We start from the raw sequence: 19,987 nt of genomic DNA, 5'->3' as shown, positions 1-19,987 counted from the left end.
TCTGCGGAGTACGCGGGCCGCGGCGGTGGCCACTGCGCAAGGCTAATCGCTGGATCAGCCTTGCGCAGGGTTGTCACCAGCGGTAGTGCGCGAACGCCCGGTTGGCTTCAGCCATCTTGTGGGTGTCCTCGCGACGCTTCACAGCGGCGCCCAGACCGTTCGACGCGTCCAGCAGCTCGTTGGCCAGGCGCTCGACCATGGTCTTTTCGCGACGCTGACGGCTGAAGGTCACCAGCCAACGCAGAGCCAGCGTGTTGGCGCGGCCCGGCTTGACCTCGATGGGCACCTGGTAGGTGGCGCCACCGACGCGACGGCTCTTGACCTCGAGGGTCGGCTTGACGTTGTCGAGCGCGCGCTTGAGGGTGATGACCGGATCGGTGCCGGTCTTGTCGCGGGTCTGCTCGAGCGCCTGGTACACGATGCGCTCGGCGGTCGACTTCTTGCCGTCCAGCAGAATCTTGTTCACCAGCTGAGTGACCAGGGTGGAGCCGTAGACCGGGTCCTGGATCAGCGGGCGCTTGGGTGCGGGTCCTTTACGAGGCATGGATCAGTTCCCCTTCTTGGCGCCGTAACGGCTGCGAGCCTGCTTGCGGTCCTTGACACCCTGGGTGTCGAGCGAGCCGCGGACGATGCGGTAGCGAACACCGGGGAGGTCCTTCACACGACCACCGCGGACGAGCACCATCGAGTGCTCCTGGAGGTTGTGGCCTTCACCCGGGATGTAAGCGGTGACCTCGACGCCACTGGTCAGACGCACACGGGCGACCTTCCGGAGGGCGGAGTTCGGCTTCTTCGGGGTGGTGGTGTACACGCGAGTGCACACGCCGCGGCGCTGAGGGCTGCCCTTCAGAGCTGCGGTCTTCTTGATCGAAGCCTTGTCGTTGCGGCCCTTGCGGACCAGCTGGTTAATAGTTGGCACTGAGTTCTTTTCTCCTCGCGACCGGCGGGCGCCGGCCAGTTTCTTCGTCACGGTTAGTGCTCCGGGCAGGCCGCCCACCGCACCGAAAGGCGCTGTGAGCAACTTCCGCAACTCGCCCCACCAGGACTCCCGCCCTGGTCAATGAGTTATTCTGTACCCGTAGTCGGGCGTGTCGTACTGGTACGACCTCATTCACGACCCCCGCCTGACGATCGAAGCCTGTCCGATTTCAGGCGGGCGGCATCCAGCGTGCTGGACACCGACGTTCAACTGTACCGCCCGAGTTTCGACAGGTCAAAATGATCAGCGTGGGTTAAATCGCACGGCCCCGCCTCGCGCGGGCCGGCGTCGGCTGAGACGATGGCACGCGTGCACCGTGACTCCCCCTCTCCGCTCGTGACGCTCTGATGCGGCTGGCCGCGGGCGGCACCGGGCGTGGCGGCCAAGCCCTCGTCCTCACCGCGATCCTGGTGTTCGCCCTGTCGTTGCGCGCGGCGGTGACCTCCCTGACGCCGCTGCTCGGACGGATCTCCACCGACCTCGAGTTCGGCAATGCCGCCGTCGGCGTGATCGGCATGCTGCCCACCCTCATGTTCGGCATCGCGGGCCTGGTCGGTTCCGGGCTCGGGCGCCGGTTCGGCCTGGAGGCCGCCACGGTGGGCGCGGTGATCGTGACCGCCGTCGGCACCGGGCTGCGCGGCGTGGCCACCGACACCTGGTCGTTGATCGCCCTGTCTGCGGTGGCGCTGTTCGGCATGGGCCTGGGCAACGTGCTGATCCCCCCGCTGGTGAAGCGCTACTTCCCGCACCGCATCGCCGCCAGCAGCACCGCGTACATCCTGTGCGTGCAGTTGGGCACCTCGGTGCCGGCCGCGCTGGCGGTGCCTGCCGCCGATGCCGCTGGCTGGCGTTGGGCGCTCGCCGCGTGGGCGCTGATTCCGCTGCTGGCCCTGCTGCCGTGGATCGAGGTGGCTCGACGACGACGTGCGGCCATCGCCGAGGAGCCGGACCAGACCGCCGTCGACCGCCTGCCCGTGTGGCGGTCCCCCATCGCCTGGGGCCTGGTGTTCATGTTCGGCATGACCTCGCTGATGACCTACTCGCTGCTGACCTGGATTCCGGCGGTGCTGGCCGACGCCGGAGGCGACGACTCGCTCGGCGGAGCGGCCGTCGCCGTGTTCGCCGGGGTCGGCTTCCTGGCGACCTTCGTGGCGCCGTGGCTGTGCCTGCGCTTCGCCAATCCCTTCGGCTTCATCGTCGTCTTCGGCGCATGCATGCTCGGCGGCCTGGCCGGCCTGTACTGGGCGCCGCTGTCCGGCACCATGGCCTGGGTCCTGCTCGCCGGGCTCGGCGTGAGTTCGTTCCCGATGTCGCTGACGCTGATCAACGTGCGGACGCGGACCGCCGCGGGCTCATCGTCGCTGTCCGGTTTCGGCCAGGGCCTGGGCTACCTGATCGCGTGCGCCGGACCCATCCTGTTCGGCGTCCTGCGCGATGCCAGCGGCGGCTGGGGCCTGCCCCTGAGCATGCTGGCCGTCGCCACCGCGGTGATGCTCGCCGGCGGCTTCGTGGTGTGCCGCCCCCGTTTCCTCGAGGACTCCCTGTCCCCCGCACCCTGACGGCCGTCGATCCGCGACGATTGTTCGCTGTGGGCGCACCACCTGCCCGGTGACTCGTGTCACAGTGGAAGGGTGAGCACTTCCCCGACCCAGCGCACGGTCATCGCCGCCTCGTGGCAACGAGCACGTGAATGGGGGTTGACCCCCGACGATCGACCCGAGCCCGTGGTGGGCGACATCGCCTCGGCCGATCCGCTCCTGGACGCCGCCCGGCCCATCCTGGCCCGCGCGGCCCAGACCCTGCACGGCACGCCGACGGCGCTGCTGCTGGTGGATCACCGCAGTCGACTGGTGGCTCGGGTGAGCGCCGACGCCACCCTCGAGCGCACGCTGGCCGAGGTCGGCGCGGTGGCCGGGGCCTCCTTCTCCGAGGCGTCGATGGGCACCACCGCCCTGGGCACCACCGCCGAGGTGCGCGGCGACGTGATCATCAACGCCGAGGAGCACTACCTGGAGCAGTTCCGTTCGTTGAGCTGTTTCGGCCAGCCGATCATCCACCCGTCCACCCGCCGCGTCGCGGGCGTGCTGTGCATGACGCAGGTGGCCGCCCGGCTGAACCCGCTGTCGGTACCGCTGGTCCGCGGCGTCGTCGACGACATCGCCGAGCGCCTGCTGTCGCGCTCGTCGTCGGACCACCGCCTGGTGATCGCCGCCTACGAGCAGGCCGCCGAACGGCGCGACACCGCGGTGGCCGCCATCGGCGACGACCTCCAGCTGTCCAATGCGCTGGCCGCGCAACTGCTGGCGCCCGGCGACTTCGGCACGCTGCGACTGCTGGTGGAACAGAACGACGTCCCGCCGATGATCACCCTGGTCTCCGGGGTCACCGTCGACGTGGAGGCGATCCGGGTGCGCTCGGTGCGGCACGCGGCCGTGTTCCGGCTGCGCCCCCGACTGGAGGCCCTGCCGCCCACGTCGGTGAGCCCGCCGCCCGCGGTGGCGCCGACCTGGGCCGTCTGCGGCGAACCCGGCACCGGTCGCACCACCCGCGCACTCGCGGTGACCGGCCGGGAGTCGTCGGTGACCGTCGACGTACCCGCCGCCCTGATCGACGGCACCCCCGTCGACCTCGCGGCGGTGCTCCGCGAGTCGCGCAGCCGCGGTCAGGGCGTGGTGATCGACGGCGCCGACCTGCTGGACGAGCGCTCCCTGGCCCTGCTGCAGTCCGCGGTCGCCGCGCGCACCGGCGGCGAGCCGCCCATCGTCGTGGTGACCGGCCCGCCCGACACGCTCGGCCCCGGCGCCGCCGCGTTGGTGGCGCGGTGTCGGCGGCGCACCACCCTCCCGCCGCTGCGCCAGCGCAGCACCGAACTGGCCGCGCTCTGCCAGGACTTCCTGCGGACCGAGCCGCGCCTGGAGCTGGGGGCCGACGCCGCCGACGCCCTGCTGTGTCACGAGTGGCCGGGCAATCTGCACGAGTTGGCGATGGTGCTCGGCGATGCGGCCGAGTCGGCCCGCGGCCGCGGCTCGCGCACGGTGGCGGTCAACGATCTGCCCAGCGCCTATCGCAGCACCTCGCGCGCCTCCAAGCTGCTGGGCCTGGAGCAGGCCGAACGCGCCGCGATCGTCGCCGCCTTGGAGTCGGCCGACGGCAACAAGAGCCACGCCGCCAAGGCGCTCGGCATCAGCCGCACCACCCTGTACTCCCGACTGCGCGCACTCGGCATAGGGCGCTGACGCCGGCGAGTTGTTCACCGGTGTTCACCTGACCTGTCCAGTTTCCGAACAGGCCGACGACCGAAAACCTGGGAAAGATGAGACGCGCCCCACAGTGTTGCGCCTCACACGCCAGTTTTCGCTGGCCTGCTCCGACAGGCCTGAAGGAGGATCCGATGACCGCCATCCTGACCCCCGCGCTCTTGCCGGAAGTAGCCGACTTCGTCTCCCGTGATCGACAGCTGCTGATCGGCGGCGCCTGGGTGGACGCCGCGTCGGGCGAGAAGTTCGAGACCGTCGACCCGGCGACCGGCGAGGTGATCACCCGAGTCGCCAAGGGCACCGCGGAAGACATCGACCGCGCCGTCGCCGCCGCCCGTGCCGCCTACGAGGGCCCGTGGTCGCGGATGAAGCCCAATGAGCGCGAACGCCTGATCTGGAAGGTCGGCGACATCCTGTCCGAGCGCGCGGAGATCTTCGGCCAGCTCGAGGCCCTCGACAACGGCAAGTCGGTGGCCATCGCCACCGCCGTGGACGTGGGCTGGTCGGCCGACGTCTGGCGCTACAACGCCGGCCTGGCCACCAAGATCAAGGGGTCGTCGATCACCCCGTCCATGCCGTTCGCACCGGACGGCCAATTCCACGCCTACACCCGCCGCGAGTCGCTGGGCGTGTGCGGCCAGATCATTCCGTGGAACTTCCCCATCCTGATGGCCACCTGGAAGCTGGCGCCCGCGCTGGCCGCAGGCAACACGGTGGTGCTCAAGCCTGCCGAGCAGACCCCGCTCAGCGCGCTGCTGCTCGGTGAGGTCTTCGAGGAGGCAGGATTCCCGCCCGGCGTGGTCAACATCGTCACCGGTTTCGGCGACGCCGGTGCCGCGCTGTCGGCCCACATGGACGTGGACAAGGTGGCGTTCACCGGTTCCACCGAGGTCGGCAAGAAGATCGTGCAGGCCGCCACCGGCAACCTGAAGAAGGTCACCCTCGAGCTCGGCGGCAAGAGCCCGAACATCGTCTACGCCGACGCCGATCTGGAGGCCGCCGTCGCCGGTTCGGTCGCCGCCTGGATGTTCAACCACGGCCAGTGCTGCGTGGCCGGCACCCGGATGTTCGTGCAGCGGGAGATCTTCGACGACTTCACGCAGGCCGTGGCCGACGCGGCCGCCGCCGCCAAGATCGGCCCGGGTCTGGATCCGACCACCGAACTGGGTCCGCTGGTCTCGCAGGAGCAGTTCGACCGGGTCAACGGCTACATCCAGCAGGGCCTGGCCTCCGGTGCGCGCGCACTGACCGGCGGCAACCGCTGGGGCGATCGTGGCTACTTCATCGAGCCGACCGTCTTCGTGGACGTGGAGCCCCACTACTCGATCGTCGAAGAGGAGATCTTCGGCCCGGTGGTGGCCGCCCTGCCGTTCGACGACGAGGAGGACGTGGCCCGCGCCGCCAACAACTCCATCTACGGCCTGGCCGCCGGGATCTGGACCAAGGATCTGTCCAAGGCCCACCGCACCGCGGCCGCCGTGCAGGCCGGCTCGGTGTGGGTCAACCAGTACAACGGCTTCGACACCGCGCTGCCCTTCGGCGGTTTCAAGCAGTCCGGCTGGGGCCGTGAACTCGGCGACTCCGCCATCGACGCCTACACCCAGGTCAAGTCCGTCAACATCGCGCTCTGACCCCTCGCGCTTCCGCGACACCCCTCAGCGAAACACCCTCAACAAGTACACCCCTCAAGGAGATCACCGTGAAGACCAAAGCCGCTGTCCTGCTGGGCCCGGGCGAACCGTTCCAGATCATGGAGCTCGAGCTCGATCCGCCCGGCCCCGGCGAGGTGCTGATCAAGTACACCGCCGCCGGCCTGTGCCACTCGGACCTGCACCTGACCGACGGCGACCTGCCGCCGCGCTACCCGATCGTCGGCGGCCACGAAGGCTCCGGCATCATCGAGGAAGTCGGCCCGGGCGTGACCAAGGTGAAGCCCGGCGACCACGTCGTCTGCAGCTTCATCCCGAACTGCGGCACCTGCCGCTACTGCTCCACCGGGCGTCAGAACCTGTGCGACATGGGCGCCACCATCCTCGAAGGCTCCATGCCCGACGGCACGTTCCGCTTCCACGGTCCGGACGGCCAGGACTTCGGCGCGATGTGCATGCTCGGCACCTTCGCCGAGCGGGCCACCATCTCCCAGCATTCGGTGGTCAAGGTGGACGAGTGGCTGCCGCTGGAGACCGCGGTCCTGGTGGGTTGCGGCGTCCCGTCCGGTTGGGGCACCGCCGTCAACGCAGGCAACCTGCGCGCCGGTGACACCGCCGTGATCTACGGCATCGGCGGCCTCGGCATCAACGCCGTGCAGGGCGCCGTGACCGCGGGCTGCAAGTACGTCGTCGTGGTCGATCCGGTCGAGCTCAAGCGCGAGACCGCGCTGAAGATGGGCGCCACCCATGCCTTCGCCACCGCCGAAGAGGCCGCGGAGAAGGTCAACGAGCTCACCTGGGGTCAGGGCGCCGACGCGGCGCTCATCCTGGTCGGCACCGTCGACAAGGAGGTGGTCAGCAACGCCACCGCCATCATCGGCAAGGGCGGGCGCGTGGTGATCACCGGCCTGGCCGACCCGGCCGAGCTCACCGTGCAGGTCTCCGGCACCGACCTGACGCTGAATCAGAAGACGATCATGGGCACGCTGTTCGGGTCGATGAACCCGCAGTACGACATCGTCAAGCTGCTGCGCCTGTACGACGCCGGCGAGCTCAAGCTCGACGAGCTGGTGACCCAGCGTTACTCGCTGGAGCAGGTCAACGAGGGCTACCAGGACCTGCGCGACGGCAAGAACATCCGAGGCGTCATCAACCACGCCTCCTGATCGAGCCGCGACCGCTCTGACGCGGTTCCCGATTGACGATTCCGCTCCCGCGCGCCTTCTGAAGGTGCGCGGGAGCGGAGTCGTCAATCGGGAAAGGTCGCCGCGCGGGCGGGTCAGTCGGCGATCGAGTGCGGCAGGCGGACCGAGCCGGGGGCCGGCTTGGCCGGGCGCGACGGCGGCGGCACCATCGGGCCGACGTTGCCGTCGGGCGCGGTGTCGAGGTCCACGACGACCGGCGCATGGTCGCTGGGCTTGGTGCCCTTGCGCGCCTTGCGGTCCACCCACGCCGCCTGCACCCGCTCGGCGACGGGCGCCCCGGCCACCACCAGGTCGATCCGCATGCCCAGGTCCTTGTGGAACATGCCTGCGCGGTAGTCCCAGTACGAGTAGATCTGCGCCTGCGGCCAGTGCGCACGCTGCACGTCGACCATGCCCAGGTCGAGCAGGCCGGCCAGTTCGGCCCGCTCGGCGTCGGTGACGTGGGTGTGCCCGACCAGGGCGGTCGGGTCGAAGACGTCCCGGTCGGCGGGGATGATGTTGAAGTCGCCGCACACCATGGTCTGCTCCGCCTCGCCGTCGACCGCGGCCCGCAGCTTGCTCAGCCAGTTCAGCTTGTAGCGGTAGTGGTCCGAATCCACTTCCCGCCCGTTGGGCACGTACACCGACCAGATCCGGAGGCCGCCGCACACCGCGGAGATCGCCCGGCCCTCCGGCGCGGCGGTCGGGTCCGGGAAGCCGGGCGCCTCGGGGAAGGCGATCCGGACGTCGTCGAGCCCCACCTTGCTGAGGATCGCGACCCCGTTCCACTGCCCCTGACCGAAGTGTGCGAACTCGTAGCCGCGCGCGGCCAGCTCCTCGCCCAGTTCGGCGGCGAAGGCCTCGTCGGTGGCCTTGGTCTCCTGCAGGCACACCACGTCGGGCTCGCGCTCGTCCAGCCACGGCAGCAGCCGCGGAATCCGCGGCTTCACCGAGTTCACATTCCACGTCACCACTCGCATGCGCCCACGGTAGCCGCGCGGCGGCGCGGCCACCGAATCCGGCGGTCGCAGACCGTTGTTCGCAGGTCAGACGGGGCGTATCGTCGAAAGATGACCAGTGATCCGGCGGTCAGCAATGGGGATGTCTACAAGGTCGTCTTCGAGAACGATCGGGTTCGGGTGCTCGAGTACACCGACCGACCCGGTCATCGCACGACGCCCCACCGGCATCCCGACAGCGTCATGTACACGCTGAGCAGCTTCCGCCGACGACTGATCAGCGGCGACGCGGCCCGCGAGGTGCAGATGGACGCGGGGTTCGTCGGGTGGCTGCCCGCGCAGGAGCATGCCGGGGAGAACATCGGCGACACCGCCACCCACGTGCTCTTCGTCGAGCTCAAGGAACCGCCGCCGCACCCCGGCCCCACCGCGGAGCCGCACCTCGGCCCGGCCGACTGACGGCCGTCGCCGATCACCAGACGTCGACGGCCCCGCCGGCACTCGGGGGCGGCGGGGCCGCCGCCTCGAGCAGTCGGGCGATCAGCCCGCGGGTCTGCGCCGGATCGATCACGTCGTCGATCTCCCCGTACCGTGCGACGTTGAGCGCCGAGGCGTGTTCGCGCAGGTGCGCGGTCAGTTCGACGACGGTGCGCTCGCGTTCGGCGTCGTCGGCGATGGCCGCGAGCTCGGCGCGCATGGACAGTCGGACCGCACCCTCCAGCCCCATCGGGCCCAGGTGTGCACCCGGCCAGGCCAGCGTCAGCAGCGGTTCGCGGGTGCTGCCGCCGAGCATCGCCTGCGCGCCGAGACCGTAGCCGCGCCGCAGGATCACGCCGACCAGCGGCACGGTCAGCGCGGCACCGGCGATGAGCAACCGCGAACAGTGCCGCACCATCGCGGTGGCCTCGGCCGCCGGACCCACCATCATGCCCGGGGTGTCCACCAGCGAGAGCACCGGAAAACCGTTGGCCTGGCACAGCTGCAGGAAGCGGCTGGCCTTGTCGCCCGCGTCGGCGGTGATGGCCCCGGCCACGTACTGGGTGTCGTTGCCCAGCACGCCGACGGTCCGGCCCTCGATGCGCCCCAGCGCCGTGACCAGCTCCGGGGCGAACTCGCTCCGCAGGACGGTCACCGACTCCGCATCGCACAGGGTCTCGATGATGGGCATCGGGTCGTAGGCCACGTTCTCGGTATCCGGGACCAGGGTGCGCAGCACCGTCTGATCCGGCGCCGACCAGGTGGGCGTCGCGCCCAGGAAATAGCCCAGCAGGTCGCGGGCGGCCTCCTCCACGTCGGCCTGCTCGACGGCCACGTCGACCACACCGTTCGCGGCCATCACCTCCAGGGGGCCCACGTCGGCGGCCGCGACGTCACCGAGCCCACCGCCGGCGATCATCGCGGGGCCGCCCATGCCGAGGGAACTGCGGTCGGAGGCGACGATCAGGTCGGCACAGCCGGCGATCACCGCGTTACCGGCGAAACAGTTGTCGTCGACCACGGCGATGCGCGGCACCTTGCCGGACAGCCGCGCCCACGCCGCGAAGGTGGGGGTGTCCAGGGCCGAGGCCAACGGGATGTCGGTGTCGCCGGGTCGGCCGCCGCCGCCCGCCGCGAAGAACAAGGTCGGCAGGCGCAGCCGTTCGATGACGTCGAGGAGACGATCGGTCTTGACGTGCCCGCGCATGCCCTGAGTTCCGGCCATCACCAGGTAGTCGTACGACAGCACGGCGCAACTGCGGCCGTCGATCGTCGCCAGGCCGCCAACGATGCCGTCGGCCACGGTCCGGTCCAGCAGTTCGTCGACGGACCGCCGGTCCTCCTGGGCGCCGGTCACGAACCGGCCGTACTCGACGAACGATCCGGGGTCGACGACGGCGGCGATGTGCTCGCGGGCGGTGCGGCCGCCCCGCGCATGCAGCTTGGCGACGGCGTCGGGCCGCGCCGTGTCCTCGGTCAGGGCCCCGCGTGCCAGCACTTGGAGCAGGTCCGCGCGGATGCCGAGGAGGTCGGCGGGAGTGTCAGACATCCAGCGCCGCCTTCATCTGCTGCACCCACGCCGCGGTCACCTGCGCGCGCCGCGCCGAGTCGTCGGAGAGGGTGTCGGCCAGGCCGAAACCACGCGCCAGGTCCAAGGTGATCTGGGCCAGTCGGTGGGCGGTGGCCCCGTGCGCGCCGGTGGGATCCAGGCCGGCCACGGTGAGCTTGTGCGCCGCCCGGGCCAGCTTGGCTTCCAGCGGCAGAATCAGTTCGCGCAGGTTCTCGTCGGAGGCCGCCGCCGCCCACACCTGCAGGGCCGCCTTGAACTGCAGACCGGTGTAGATAGAGACCGCCCGCTCCACCACGGCGTCGATCCGTTCGGGCCCCTCGGGCAGGTTTTCCAGAGTCTGGGCCGCCTCGGCGGTCATCACCTCGAACATCGACTCGAGCACCGCGGTGATGAGGTCCTCCCGCGCGGGAAAATGATGCTGGGCCGCGCCCCGAGACACCCCGGCCGCTTCGGCGACCGCGGTGACCGTCGTGGCCGACCACCCCTTGGCGGCCAGCATGTCGACGGTCACCGACAGCAACCGCTCGCGGGTCTGACGCGAACGTTCCTGCCGGGGTTCCCGGGCCGCGACGGTCACGAGGAGCTCGCGTCCCAGGAGGGCTTGCGCTTGGACAGGAACGCCGTCATGCCCTCGCGTGCCTCGTCGGAACCGAACAGCGCCATCGACTCGGCGGCCCGCGCGGCGACCGCTTCGTCGAAACCGTCGAGCAGGTCGGCGGTGGTCAGCGCCTTCGACGCCGCCAGCCCCTGCGGCGAGGCCTTGCGCACGCTCTCGCAGATCGCCGCCACCTGCGCCTGCAGGTCCTCGGCGGAATCGGCTGCGGCGGTGAGGAATCCGCTGGCCACCGCGGTCGGGGCGTCGAAGGTCTCACCGGTGAGGAAGTAGCGACCCGCCGAGCGCGCGGTCATCTTGGCCAGCAGCACCACCGAGATCATCGACGGGGCCAGCCCCAGCCGCGACTCGGTCAGCGCGAAGCTCGAACGGGGTCCGGCGACGGCGATGTCGGCCGCCCCCACCAGCCCGAAACCCCCGGCCCGCACATGGCCGTCGATCATGGCGATCACCGGTTTGGGCAGTTCCAGGAACGACCGCATCAGCGCGGACATGGAGCTGCCCACCTCGGCGGTCGCCTCTACCGGGGTGAGGCCGCGCCCCACCGCCTCGCCCAGATCCGCTCCGGCGCAGAAGGTTCCACCGGTGTGGGTCACCACCACCGCGCGCACGGCGGGATCGGCGCCCGCCGTCTCGAGGGCCTCCCGCAGCTGCCGGACCAGCGTGGCGCTGAGTGCGTTGCGGTTGTGCGGCGAATCGAGCGTGATGGTGGTGACGGCCGCGTCGGTGGCCGTGCGAACCAGGGTCTCGGGGGTGTCGGTCATCGCGAATCCGTCACTCTCAGTACGACTTCGGCAGACCGAGGCTGGCCTGCGCGACGAAGTTGAGGATCATCTCCCGGCTCACCGGAGCGATCTTGGCGATCCGGGACAGCGCGATCATCGGCGCCACCCCGTACTCCACGGTGAGGCCGTTGCCGCCCATCGAGTGCACCGCCTGATCGACGGCGGCCACCGCCGCGTCGGCGGCAGCCAGCTTGGCCATGTTCGCCGCTTCCGCGGCGCCCCAGTCGTCGCCCGAGTCGTAGAGCGAGGCGGCCTTCTGCATCATCAGCTTGGCCATCTCGGTGTCGATCTTGATCTTGGCCAGCGGGTGCGAGATCGCCTGGTGCGTGGCGATCGGCGCCTTCCAGACGGTGCGATCGTTGACGTAGGCGACGGCCTTGTCCAGGGCGTACCGCGCCATGCCCACCGCGGAGGCCGAGGCCATGATGCGCTCGGGGTTCAGGCCGGCGAACAGCTGCGACAGCCCGGCGTCCTCGTCGCCCACCAGGGCGTCGGCGGGCAGGCGCACGTCGTCGAGGAACAGTGCGAACTGCTTCTCCGGGTTGACCAGCTCCATCTCGATGACCTTGGCTTCGAGGCCGGGGGCATCGGTGGGCACCACGAACAGCGCCGGCTTGAGCTTGCCGGTCTTGGCGTCCTCGGTGCGGCCCACGATCAGCACCGCGTCGGCCTGGTCGACGCCGGAGATGAAGACCTTCTGGCCCGACAGCAGCCACTCGTCGCCGTCCCGGCGGGCGGTGGTGGTGATCATGTGCGAGTTGGAGCCCGCGTCCGGCTCGGTGATGCCGAAGGCCATCGTGAACGTGCCGTCGGCCAGGCCCGGCAGCCACCGCTGCTTCTGCTCGTCGGTGCCGAAACGGGCGATGATGTTGCCGCAGATGGCCGGGGAGACCACCAGCATCAGCAGCCCGGTACCCGAAGCGGCCAGCTCTTCCATGACGATCGCGAGCTCGGCCATGCCGGCACCGCCGCCGCCGTACTCCTCGGGCAGGTTGACGCCGATGAAGCCCAGCTCACCGGCTTCCTTCCACAGCTCGTCGGTCTTGCGGCCCTGGCGGGCGCAGTCCTGGAAGTACTGCGGGCCGTACTTGGCGCCCAGCGCGGCCACGGCCGCGCGCAGTTCGGTGTGCTCAGCGGGTTCGATGAAGTTCATTTACGCCTCAATCTCTTCGGAAGTGGATTCTTCGGCCTCGTCGGCGATCACGGCGAGGACGTCCCCGACGGACAGCTGCTGGCCTTCGGTCACGGCGAGCACGGCCACCACGCCGTCGCTCGGGGCGCTGATGGTGTGCTCCATCTTCATCGCCTCCAGCCACAGCAGCGGCTGGCCCTGGGTGACGCGATCGCCCTCGGCGACCGCGACGCGGATCACCGCGCCGGGCATCGGCGCCAGCAACGATCCGGGGCGGGCCACCGACGACGGGTCGATGAACCGGGGTGCGCGCGTGAACGCGACACCGGCACCGGGCCAGTCGACGAAGACCTGCTCACCGACCACCGCCACGCGGTAGCGGCGGGCCACGCCGTCCACCAGCAGCACCGCCTCGGTGGGCGTCCAGGAGAGCGCTTCGACGCCGTCGAGGTCGGGCAGTTCCACCGCGCCGCGGGTGATGCGGTAGTCGACCACGGTCTCGGCGGTCTCACCCGCGTGGGTCGACACGTAGGTCTTGCGCTGGTAGCCGGAGGCCATGTTGCGCCAACCCGACGGCAGCCCGGTCAGCACCGTCGCGGCCGCACGATTGGCCGCCGACTGGGCCAACGCCGCCGCGGCCGCGGCCACCCGCACGCTCTTCTCGTCGGCCAGCGGAGCCGACAGCGTCGCCAGTCCCACGGTGTCCAGGTAGGCGGTGTCGGTGTGCCCGGTGAGGTACTGCTCCTCGCGGAGGATGTTCACCAGCAGGTCCCGGTTGGTCACCACACCGTGGATCTCGGCGTCGGCCAGGGCGCGGGCCAGCATGGCCGCGGCGCGCGTCCGGGTCGGCGCCCACGAGATCACCTTGGCGAGCATGGGGTCGTAATAAGTGGAGATCTCGCTGCCGTCGGCCACGCCGGAATCCACCCGCAGACCCGGGCCGCTCAGCAGCCCGAACTGCACATCGGAGGGAATGTCGATGGTGTGCACCGTGCCCGACTGCGGCTGCCAGTCCTGCGCCGGGTCCTCGGCGTACAGGCGGACCTCGATCGAGTGGCCGGTGGCGGTGGGTTCGGGACCGTCCAGCGGCTCCCCTTGCGCCACCCGCAACTGCCACGCCACCAGGTCCACGCCGGTGGTCATCTCGGTGACCGGATGCTCCACCTGGAGCCGGGTGTTGGTCTCCAGGAAGAAGAAGCGGCCGTCGCCGGCGGCGAGGAACTCCACGGTGCCCGCGCCGGTGTAGCCGATCGACGATGCCGCGGTGCGCGCCGCGTCGTACAGCGCGGTCCGCATCTCGGCGCCGATCCGCTCGACCAGCGGGGCCGGGGCCTCCTCGATCACCTTCTGGTGGCGACGCTGAATGGAGCATTCGCGCTCGCCCACCGCCCAGACGCCGCCGTGCGTATCGGCCATCACCTGCACCTCGATGTGGTGACCGCGCTCGATGTACGGCTCGCAGAAGACGGTGGGGTCGCCGAAGGCCGACTCGGCTTCCCGGCGGGCCGCCGCGACGGCGTCCTCGAGTTCGTCGAGTGCGCGCACGATGCGCATACCGCGGCCGCCGCCGCCGGCGGAGGCCTTGATGAGCAGCGGCAGGTCGGCCTCGGTCACCGCGGCCGGATCCAGATCCGACAGCACCGGCACCCCGGCGGCCTTCATGGCCTCCTTGGCGTTGACCTTGGAGCCCATCGCGGTGATGGCGGCCGGCGGCGGGCCGATCCAGATCAGACCGGCATCGATCACCGCCTGCGCAAACTCGGCGTTCTCCGACAGGAAGCCGTAGCCCGGATGGATGGCGTCCGCACCGGCGCGCTGCGCCGCGGCGATCACCAGGTCGCCGCGCAGGTACGTCTCGGCGGAGGTGGCGCCGGGCAGGCGCACCGCCGCATCGGCGGCCCGCACGTGGGGCGCGTCGGCGTCGGGGTCGGAGAAGACGGCCACCGTGCCGATGCCCATCTCGCGGCAGGTCGCGAAGACGCGGCAGGCGATCTCGCCGCGGTTGGCCACCAGGACGGAAGTGATTTGGTTGCTCATGAGTTCCTCACATCCGGAAGACGCCGAAGTTGGTGGCGCCTTCGATCGGGGCACCGGCGATCGCCGAGAGGCTCATGCCGAGCACGGTGCGGGTGTCCCGGGGGTCGATGACCCCGTCGTCGTACAACATGCCCGACAGGAACATCGGGACTGATTCGGCTTCGATCTGCGCCTCGATCATGGCGCGCAGACCGGCGTCGGCTTCTTCGTCGACGACGCCGCCGCGGGCCTCGGTGGACGCGCGGGACACGATCGAGATGACGCCGGCCAGCTGGGCGCCGCCCATCACCGCCGACTTGGCGCTGGGCCAGGTGAACAGGAAGCGGGGGTCGTAGGCGCGGCCGCACATGCCGTAGTGACCGGCTCCGTAGCTGGCGCCGATCAGCAGCGACAGGTGCGGAACTTTCGAGTTGGACACCGCGTTGATCATCATCGCGCCGTGCTTGATGATGCCGCCCTGCTCGTACTCCTTGCCCACCATGTAGCCGGTGGTGTTGTGCAGGAACAGCAGCGGCGTGTCGGTCTGGTTGGCCAGCTGAATGAACTGGGTGGCCTTCTGCGCTTCGGCGCTGAACAGCACGCCCTGCGCGTTGGCCAGGATGCCCACCGGGTAGCCGTGGATCGTGGCCCAGCCGGTGCACAGCGAGGTGCCGTACTCGGGCTTGAACTCGTCGAAGTCGCTGTCGTCGACCACGCGTGCAATCACCTCGCGCGGATCGAACGGCACCTTCAGGTCGGGCCCGACGATGCCGAGCAGGTCCTCGGAGCTGTACCGGGGTTCGGCCACCTCGGCCGACGGCGCGGGCCCCTTCTTGCGCCAGTTGAGCCGGGCGACGATCCGCCGCCCGATGCGCAGGGCGTCCTGTTCGTCGGCGGCGAGGTAGTCGCCGAGACCGGAGACCCGGGCGTGCATCTCGGCGCCGCCGAGCTCCTCGTCGTTGCTCTCCTCGCCGGTGGCCATCTTGACGAGCGGCGGACCGCCGAGGAACACCTTGGAGCGTTCCTTGATCATCACCACGTGGTCGCTCATGCCCGGCACGTACGCCCCACCGGCGGTGGAGTTGCCGAAGACCAGGGCGATGGTCGGGATCCCCGCCGCCGACAGGCGCGTCAGATCGCGGAACATCCGGCCGCCCGGAACGAAGACCTCCTTCTGGGTGGGCAGGTCCGCACCGCCGGACTCCACCAGGGACACCACCGGCAGGCGGTTCTCCATGGCGATGTCGTTGCAGCGCAGGATCTTCCGCAGTGTCCACGGGTTGGAGGTGCCGCCCTTGATGGTCGGGTCGTTGGCCACGATGAGGCATTCGACGCCCTCGACCACGCCGATGCCGGCCACCACGGAGGCGCCGACGGCGAACTGGGAGCCGTAGGCCGCCAGCGGGCACAGCTCCATGAACGGCGAGTCCTCGTCGATCAGCATCTCGATGCGCTCGCGGGGCAGGAGCTTGTCGCGCTTGCGGTGGCGGGCGACGGCGCGTTCGCCGCCGCCGTCGAGCACCTTGCGGAACTCCAGGTCGAGCTCGGCGAGCTTGCCGTTCATCGCCTCCACATTGGCGAGGAAGTCGTCGGAGGAGGTGTCGATCTTGCTCTGGAACACGGTCACTGCTGGTACCCCAATCGCTTTGCTGCCAGGCCGAGGAGAATCTCGTTGGTGCCGCCGCCGATACCGATGATCCGCATGTCGCGGTACTGCCGCTCCACCTCGGATTCGGTCATGTAGCCCATGCCGCCGAACAGCTGCACGGCCTTGTTGGCCACCCATTCACCGGTCTCGACGGCGGTGTTCTTGGCGAAGCAGACCTCGGCGATGAGGTCCTGCTCGCCCGCGGCGTAGCGATCGACCACGGCCCGGGTGTAGACCCGCGCGATGTCGATCTTGCGTGCCATCTCGGTGACGCTGTCCTGCACGCTCTGCCGCGAGATGAGGGGGCGACCGAAGGTCTCCCGATTGCGCACCCATTCGAGGGTCAGGTCCAGGCAGCGCTGCGCTTGCGCGTAGGCCTGCACGGCCAGCGCGGCGCGCTCGGTGACGAAGGCCTGCGCGATCTGCATGAAGCCGGAGTTCTCCGCGCCGACCAGGTTGGCCACCGGCACCCGGGCGTCGACGAAGGACAGTTCCGCGGTGTCCGAGGCCCGCCAGCCCATCTTGTCGAGTTTGCGATCGACGGTGAAGCCGGGCGTGCCCTTCTCGATCACCAGCAGCGAGACGCCGGCGGCGCCGGGGCCGCCGGTGCGCACCGCCGCGACCACGAAGTCGGCGCGAACGCCCGAGGTGATGAAGGTCTTGGCGCCGTTGACCACGTAGTGGTCGCCGTCGCGCACCGCGGTGGTCCGCAGGTGCCCGACGTCGCTGCCGCCGCTGGGTTCGGTGATGGCCAGCGAGCCGATCTTGGTGCCGTCGATGGTGGGGCGCACCCACTTGTCGATCTGCGCCGGATCGCCCGCGGCGATCAGGTGCGGCAGGGAGATGCCGCTGGTGAACAGCGAAGCGAAGACGCCGCCGGAGACACCCTGCTGGTGCAGTTCCTCGCACAGGATGGAGGCGTCGATCAGGTCGCCGCCGGCGCCGCCGACCGCTTCCGGGAAGGCCAGTCCGATCAGACCCAGTTCGGCGGCCTGCACGTGCAGTTCGCGCGGGATCTCGCCGTCGGCTTCCCATTGATCCTGGTACGGGAGAATGTGACGGGCGGCGAAGCCGGCGATGGATTCGCGCAGGGCTCGGCGTTCCGGGGTCTCCCAGTCGGCGTTGCTGATGGGCATAGTGCTCCTACTCGGGTCGCGCTGAAGTCGGGTCGGGTCAGGGCAGGAAACGCTGCGGGATCGGCACGTGCCGCGAACGCAGCCACTCCCCCAGCCCCTTGGCCTGGGGATCGAAGCGGACGTTCTCGGCCACGCCGCGCCCGAGGATCCCCTCGATCACGAAGTTGACGGCGCGCAGGTTCGGCAGCCGGTAGCGGTGCACCACCAGGTCCGCGGCCTCGGGCAGCAGTTCCTTGAGCTTGTCGGTGCTGAGCAGCGCGTCGAGCCAGGCGTACTCGTCGTCGCCGCGCGCCCACACGCCGACGTTGGCGCTGCCGCCCTTGTCGCCGCTGCGCGAGCCGATGATGGTGCCCAGCGGCGCCATCGTGGTGGGCCCCCAGTCGGTGGTGGCGGCCGGGGCCGGCGCGTCCTCGTCGACGATCAGCGCGGTGCGCAGCGGGGACGGTTCGATGACCACCGACACCCCGTCGGGCTGCGTGACCCGGTGATCCACCGAGGCGGCGTCGACGTAGCCGGGTTCGAAGACGCCGTAGGGCGATCCGTTTCCGGGCGGCGCAGTCATGGTGAAACCGGGGAAGCTGGCCAGGGCCAACTGCACCGCGGTGTTGGCGAACGGTCGGCCCACCGTGGCTGGATCGGTGTCGCGGGCGACGCAGTGCAGGATCGCGCTGGCCTGCTCCTCGGTGTCGGCGTCGGGGCGGTCGTGCCGCACCAGCGTCCATTCCAGTTCGGCGGGACGGCTGGGCAGTTCCGCTTCGAACTGGGTCCGGAACAGTTCGGCCTTGGCCTCGATGTCCATGCCGGTGAGCACCACGGAGATCTCGTTGCGCAGGCCCGCCAGGTTGTTCAGCGAGACCTTCAGGTCGGTCGGCGGGGCCTCTCCGGTGGCGGCCGAGATGTGCACGCGATCGGGACCCTGCTGCGTCAGCTGCACCGAGTCCAGGCGCGCGGTGGCGTCCGGGTTGTAGTAGCGCGGGCCGCGGACCTCGTAGAGCAGCTGCGAGGTGACGGTACCGATGTTCACGGCGCCGCCGGTGCCCTCGTGCTTGGTGATCACCGACGAACCGTCGGGATGGATCTCGGCGATCGGGAAACCCAGGTGACCCATCTCGATCTCGGTGAAGAACGAGTAGTTGCCGCCGGTGGCCTGCGCCCCGCATTCGATGATGTGGCCGGCTACCACGGCGCCGGCGATCGCGTCGAGATCGTCGTAGCCCCAGCCGAAGGCCGCGGCCGCGGGCCCTACGGCCAGCGAGGCGTCGGTGACGCGTCCGGTCACCACGATGTCGGCGCCGCGGGTCAGCGCGGTCTTGATGCCGAAGCCGCCGAGGTAGGCGTTGGCGGTCAGCGGACTGCCGAGGTTCAGTGCGGCGGCCTGCTCGACCAGGTCGTCGCCGGAGACGAAGGCGATCTGCGCGTCGATGTCGAGCTCGGCGGCCAGTTCCCGCAGCGCCACCGCGAGGCCGTGCGGGTTGAGCCCGCCGGCGTTGGTGACGATCTTGACGTCCCGGTCCCGAGCCAGGGCCAGGTTCTCCCGCATCTGGTGCAGGAAGGTCTTGGCGTAGCCCGTGCTCGGATCCTTCATCCGGTCGCGACCCAGGATGAGCATGGTCAGTTCGGCCAGATAGTCCCCGGTGAGGTAGTCCAGCTCGCCGCCTTCGAGCATCTCCTGCACCGCACTGAAGCGGTCACCGTAGAAGCCCGAGGCATTGCCGATGCGTACGACGTCGGTCATGTGCGTCCCTAACTGCTGATGTGTCTGCTGGTGTGGTGCTGATCCGCTCGAGGGGATCTATCCCTGGGCGGCGCGGCCCGCTCCGGGCGGACCGGCGAAGACCTGCGCGATAGCGGCCCACTGGCGGGCGTCGTCGCCGACCACCTCCAGCGCGAGGTCGTCGAAGTGGCGGCGCTGGGTGATGAGTTCGCAGAAGTCGACGGCCGGGCCGCGGACCACGTCGGTCGCGTCCTCCGGGCCCCAGACCCACAACTCGCCCGACGGTGCGGTGATCTCCCACCGGAACTCGGACTCTGGTGCGGTCAACCCGTTGACCATGTAGGCGAAGTTGCGCGTGCGCACGCCCAGGTGCACCACGTTGCGGATGCGGTCGGTGCTCTCGCGTTCCACGCCGAGGGCGTCGGCCACGTCGAGCGCGTGCGCCCAGGTCTCCATCAGGCGGGCGGTGGCCATCGACGGCGCCGACATCGGCGGGCCGTACCAGGGCAGCTTGGTGCCTTCCGGGACCGCGGTGAGGGCGCCGGCCAGTCGGCCGCGGGTGGCCCGCCAGTCGGCGAGCAGTTCCTGCGGGTCGCGCGCGGCCTCGACCGCGGCACCCTCGTCGACGAAGCCCTCCGGGTCGGCGAGGGCATCGGCCAGCTGCGCGGTGAACCCGTCGGGGTCGGTGACCGCGAGCAACGAGGCGCGGTCGGTCCACAGCAGGTGGCCGATCTGGTGGGCGATGGTCCAGCCTTCGGCCGGCGTCGGCGTGGCCCACTGCTCGGCGGTCAGCGGCGCGACCAGCTCGTCGAGGGAGTCCGATTCGGCATCGAGCGCGGAAACCAGGTCGTCAATGAGAGCCATGCGA

General features: G+C 70.2%; 17 protein-coding genes. 5 read left to right on the top strand and 12 right to left on the bottom strand.

What is annotated here, in order from left to right; genetic code table 11:
• Positions 1 to 73 precede the first annotated feature (73 nt).
• Positions 74 to 544 carry a 30S ribosomal protein S7 gene (gene rpsG / locus ACFFJD_RS00220; RefSeq protein WP_246992057.1) on the bottom strand — a complete coding sequence of 157 codons (471 nt, stop codon included), beginning with the start codon at positions 542 to 544 and terminating at the stop codon, positions 74 to 76.
• A 3-nt stretch (positions 545 to 547) separates the two neighbouring features.
• The gene (gene rpsL / locus ACFFJD_RS00215) at positions 548 to 919 is read right to left on the bottom strand and encodes a 30S ribosomal protein S12 (protein ID WP_382359125.1); all 372 of its coding nucleotides are present in this window, start codon (positions 917 to 919) and stop codon (positions 548 to 550) included.
• 407 nt (positions 920 to 1,326) lie between these two features.
• Here rpsL and ACFFJD_RS00210 point away from each other — a divergent pair, with 407 nt between their 5' ends.
• The 4 genes from ACFFJD_RS00210 to ACFFJD_RS00195 all read left to right on the top strand — a co-directional run bounded on the left by ACFFJD_RS00210 (position 1,327) and on the right by ACFFJD_RS00195 (position 7,051).
• Positions 1,327 to 2,538 (top strand): MFS transporter, encoded by a 1,212-nt coding sequence (locus tag ACFFJD_RS00210; protein ID WP_382359122.1) that lies wholly within the window; start codon positions 1,327 to 1,329, stop codon positions 2,536 to 2,538.
• 72 nt (positions 2,539 to 2,610) lie between these two features.
• Entirely contained in the window at positions 2,611 to 4,215 is a 1,605-nt protein-coding gene (locus tag ACFFJD_RS00205) for a sigma-54-dependent Fis family transcriptional regulator (RefSeq protein WP_382359119.1), read from the top strand.
• 155 nt (positions 4,216 to 4,370) lie between these two features.
• Entirely contained in the window at positions 4,371 to 5,867 is a 1,497-nt protein-coding gene (locus ACFFJD_RS00200) for an aldehyde dehydrogenase family protein (protein ID WP_382359116.1), read from the top strand.
• Positions 5,868 to 5,935: 68 nt separating this feature from the next.
• Entirely contained in the window at positions 5,936 to 7,051 is a 1,116-nt protein-coding gene (locus tag ACFFJD_RS00195) for an NDMA-dependent alcohol dehydrogenase (protein WP_382359113.1), read from the top strand.
• 113 nt (positions 7,052 to 7,164) lie between these two features.
• Here the strand turns inward: ACFFJD_RS00195 and ACFFJD_RS00190 are convergent, their stop codons facing one another.
• Positions 7,165 to 8,049 (bottom strand): exodeoxyribonuclease III, encoded by an 885-nt coding sequence (locus ACFFJD_RS00190; RefSeq protein WP_382359110.1) that lies wholly within the window; start codon positions 8,047 to 8,049, stop codon positions 7,165 to 7,167.
• A gap of 90 nt (positions 8,050 to 8,139) precedes the next feature.
• Between ACFFJD_RS00190 and ACFFJD_RS00185 the strand changes: the two genes are divergently transcribed.
• The gene (locus ACFFJD_RS00185; RefSeq protein ID WP_345314193.1) at positions 8,140 to 8,487 is read left to right on the top strand and encodes a cupin domain-containing protein; all 348 of its coding nucleotides are present in this window, start codon (positions 8,140 to 8,142) and stop codon (positions 8,485 to 8,487) included.
• A gap of 13 nt (positions 8,488 to 8,500) precedes the next feature.
• On the opposite strand, the gene ACFFJD_RS00180 is transcribed toward ACFFJD_RS00185, so the two are convergent.
• From ACFFJD_RS00180 to ACFFJD_RS00140, 9 genes are read right to left on the bottom strand one after another with little or no spacing between them, the layout of a single operon-like run.
• Positions 8,501 to 10,054, bottom strand: coding sequence for an acyl-CoA carboxylase subunit beta (locus tag ACFFJD_RS00180; RefSeq protein ID WP_382359107.1), 1,554 nt, complete (start codon positions 10,052 to 10,054; stop codon positions 8,501 to 8,503).
• Entirely contained in the window at positions 10,047 to 10,652 is a 606-nt protein-coding gene (locus tag ACFFJD_RS00175; protein ID WP_382359104.1) for a TetR/AcrR family transcriptional regulator, read from the bottom strand. Before ACFFJD_RS00175 ends, ACFFJD_RS00180 begins: the two co-directional genes overlap by 8 nt.
• Entirely contained in the window at positions 10,649 to 11,452 is an 804-nt protein-coding gene (locus ACFFJD_RS00170; RefSeq protein WP_382359101.1) for an enoyl-CoA hydratase family protein, read from the bottom strand. The genes ACFFJD_RS00175 and ACFFJD_RS00170 overlap by 4 nt, the downstream gene beginning before the upstream one ends.
• A gap of 16 nt (positions 11,453 to 11,468) precedes the next feature.
• Positions 11,469 to 12,626, bottom strand: coding sequence for an acyl-CoA dehydrogenase family protein (locus tag ACFFJD_RS00165; protein ID WP_382359098.1), 1,158 nt, complete (start codon positions 12,624 to 12,626; stop codon positions 11,469 to 11,471).
• Positions 12,627 to 14,642 carry an acetyl/propionyl/methylcrotonyl-CoA carboxylase subunit alpha gene (locus ACFFJD_RS00160; RefSeq protein ID WP_382359095.1) on the bottom strand — a complete coding sequence of 672 codons (2,016 nt, stop codon included), beginning with the start codon at positions 14,640 to 14,642 and terminating at the stop codon, positions 12,627 to 12,629.
• A gap of 7 nt (positions 14,643 to 14,649) precedes the next feature.
• Positions 14,650 to 16,248 (bottom strand): acyl-CoA carboxylase subunit beta, encoded by a 1,599-nt coding sequence (locus ACFFJD_RS00155; protein WP_382359092.1) that lies wholly within the window; start codon positions 16,246 to 16,248, stop codon positions 14,650 to 14,652.
• A complete protein-coding gene (locus ACFFJD_RS00150; RefSeq protein WP_345314200.1) occupies positions 16,245 to 17,405 on the bottom strand; it encodes an acyl-CoA dehydrogenase family protein in 1,161 nt (386 codons plus the stop codon). The genes ACFFJD_RS00155 and ACFFJD_RS00150 overlap by 4 nt, the downstream gene beginning before the upstream one ends.
• 37 nt (positions 17,406 to 17,442) lie before the next feature.
• Positions 17,443 to 19,140: an acyclic terpene utilization AtuA family protein gene (locus ACFFJD_RS00145; RefSeq protein WP_382359088.1), complete on the bottom strand. Its 1,698-nt coding sequence runs from the start codon at positions 19,138 to 19,140 to the stop codon at positions 17,443 to 17,445.
• Positions 19,141 to 19,197: 57 nt separating this feature from the next.
• A complete protein-coding gene (locus ACFFJD_RS00140) occupies positions 19,198 to 19,983 on the bottom strand; it encodes a TIGR03084 family metal-binding protein (RefSeq protein ID WP_382359085.1) in 786 nt (261 codons plus the stop codon).
• Positions 19,984 to 19,987 lie beyond the last annotated feature (4 nt).

It is taken from the genome of Gordonia phosphorivorans (assembly GCF_042432625.1).
In the GTDB taxonomy this organism is placed as follows: Bacteria; Actinomycetota; Actinomycetes; order Mycobacteriales; family Mycobacteriaceae; genus Gordonia; species Gordonia phosphorivorans.
This window is presented reverse-complemented; position numbering and strand designations above follow the sequence as displayed.

Excerpts from the sequence above, each read along its gene's own strand:
- rpsG (WP_246992057.1), bottom strand. The coding sequence starts at position 544 with ATGCCTCGTAAAGGACCCGCACCCAAGCGCCCGCTGATCCAGGACCCG.
- ACFFJD_RS00210 (WP_382359122.1), top strand. The coding sequence starts at position 1,327 with ATGCGGCTGGCCGCGGGCGGCACCGGGCGTGGCGGCCAAGCCCTCGTC.
- ACFFJD_RS00200 (WP_382359116.1), top strand. The coding sequence starts at position 4,371 with ATGACCGCCATCCTGACCCCCGCGCTCTTGCCGGAAGTAGCCGACTTC.
- ACFFJD_RS00190 (WP_382359110.1), bottom strand. The coding sequence starts at position 8,049 with ATGCGAGTGGTGACGTGGAATGTGAACTCGGTGAAGCCGCGGATTCCG.
- ACFFJD_RS00185 (WP_345314193.1), top strand. The coding sequence starts at position 8,140 with ATGACCAGTGATCCGGCGGTCAGCAATGGGGATGTCTACAAGGTCGTC.
- ACFFJD_RS00180 (WP_382359107.1), bottom strand. The coding sequence starts at position 10,054 with ATGTCTGACACTCCCGCCGACCTCCTCGGCATCCGCGCGGACCTGCTC.
- ACFFJD_RS00170 (WP_382359101.1), bottom strand. The coding sequence starts at position 11,452 with ATGACCGACACCCCCGAGACCCTGGTTCGCACGGCCACCGACGCGGCC.
- ACFFJD_RS00165 (WP_382359098.1), bottom strand. The coding sequence starts at position 12,626 with ATGAACTTCATCGAACCCGCTGAGCACACCGAACTGCGCGCGGCCGTG.
- ACFFJD_RS00160 (WP_382359095.1), bottom strand. The coding sequence starts at position 14,642 with ATGAGCAACCAAATCACTTCCGTCCTGGTGGCCAACCGCGGCGAGATC.
- ACFFJD_RS00150 (WP_345314200.1), bottom strand. The coding sequence starts at position 17,405 with ATGCCCATCAGCAACGCCGACTGGGAGACCCCGGAACGCCGAGCCCTG.
- ACFFJD_RS00145 (WP_382359088.1), bottom strand. The coding sequence starts at position 19,140 with ATGACCGACGTCGTACGCATCGGCAATGCCTCGGGCTTCTACGGTGAC.
- ACFFJD_RS00140 (WP_382359085.1), bottom strand. The coding sequence starts at position 19,983 with ATGGCTCTCATTGACGACCTGGTTTCCGCGCTCGATGCCGAATCGGAC.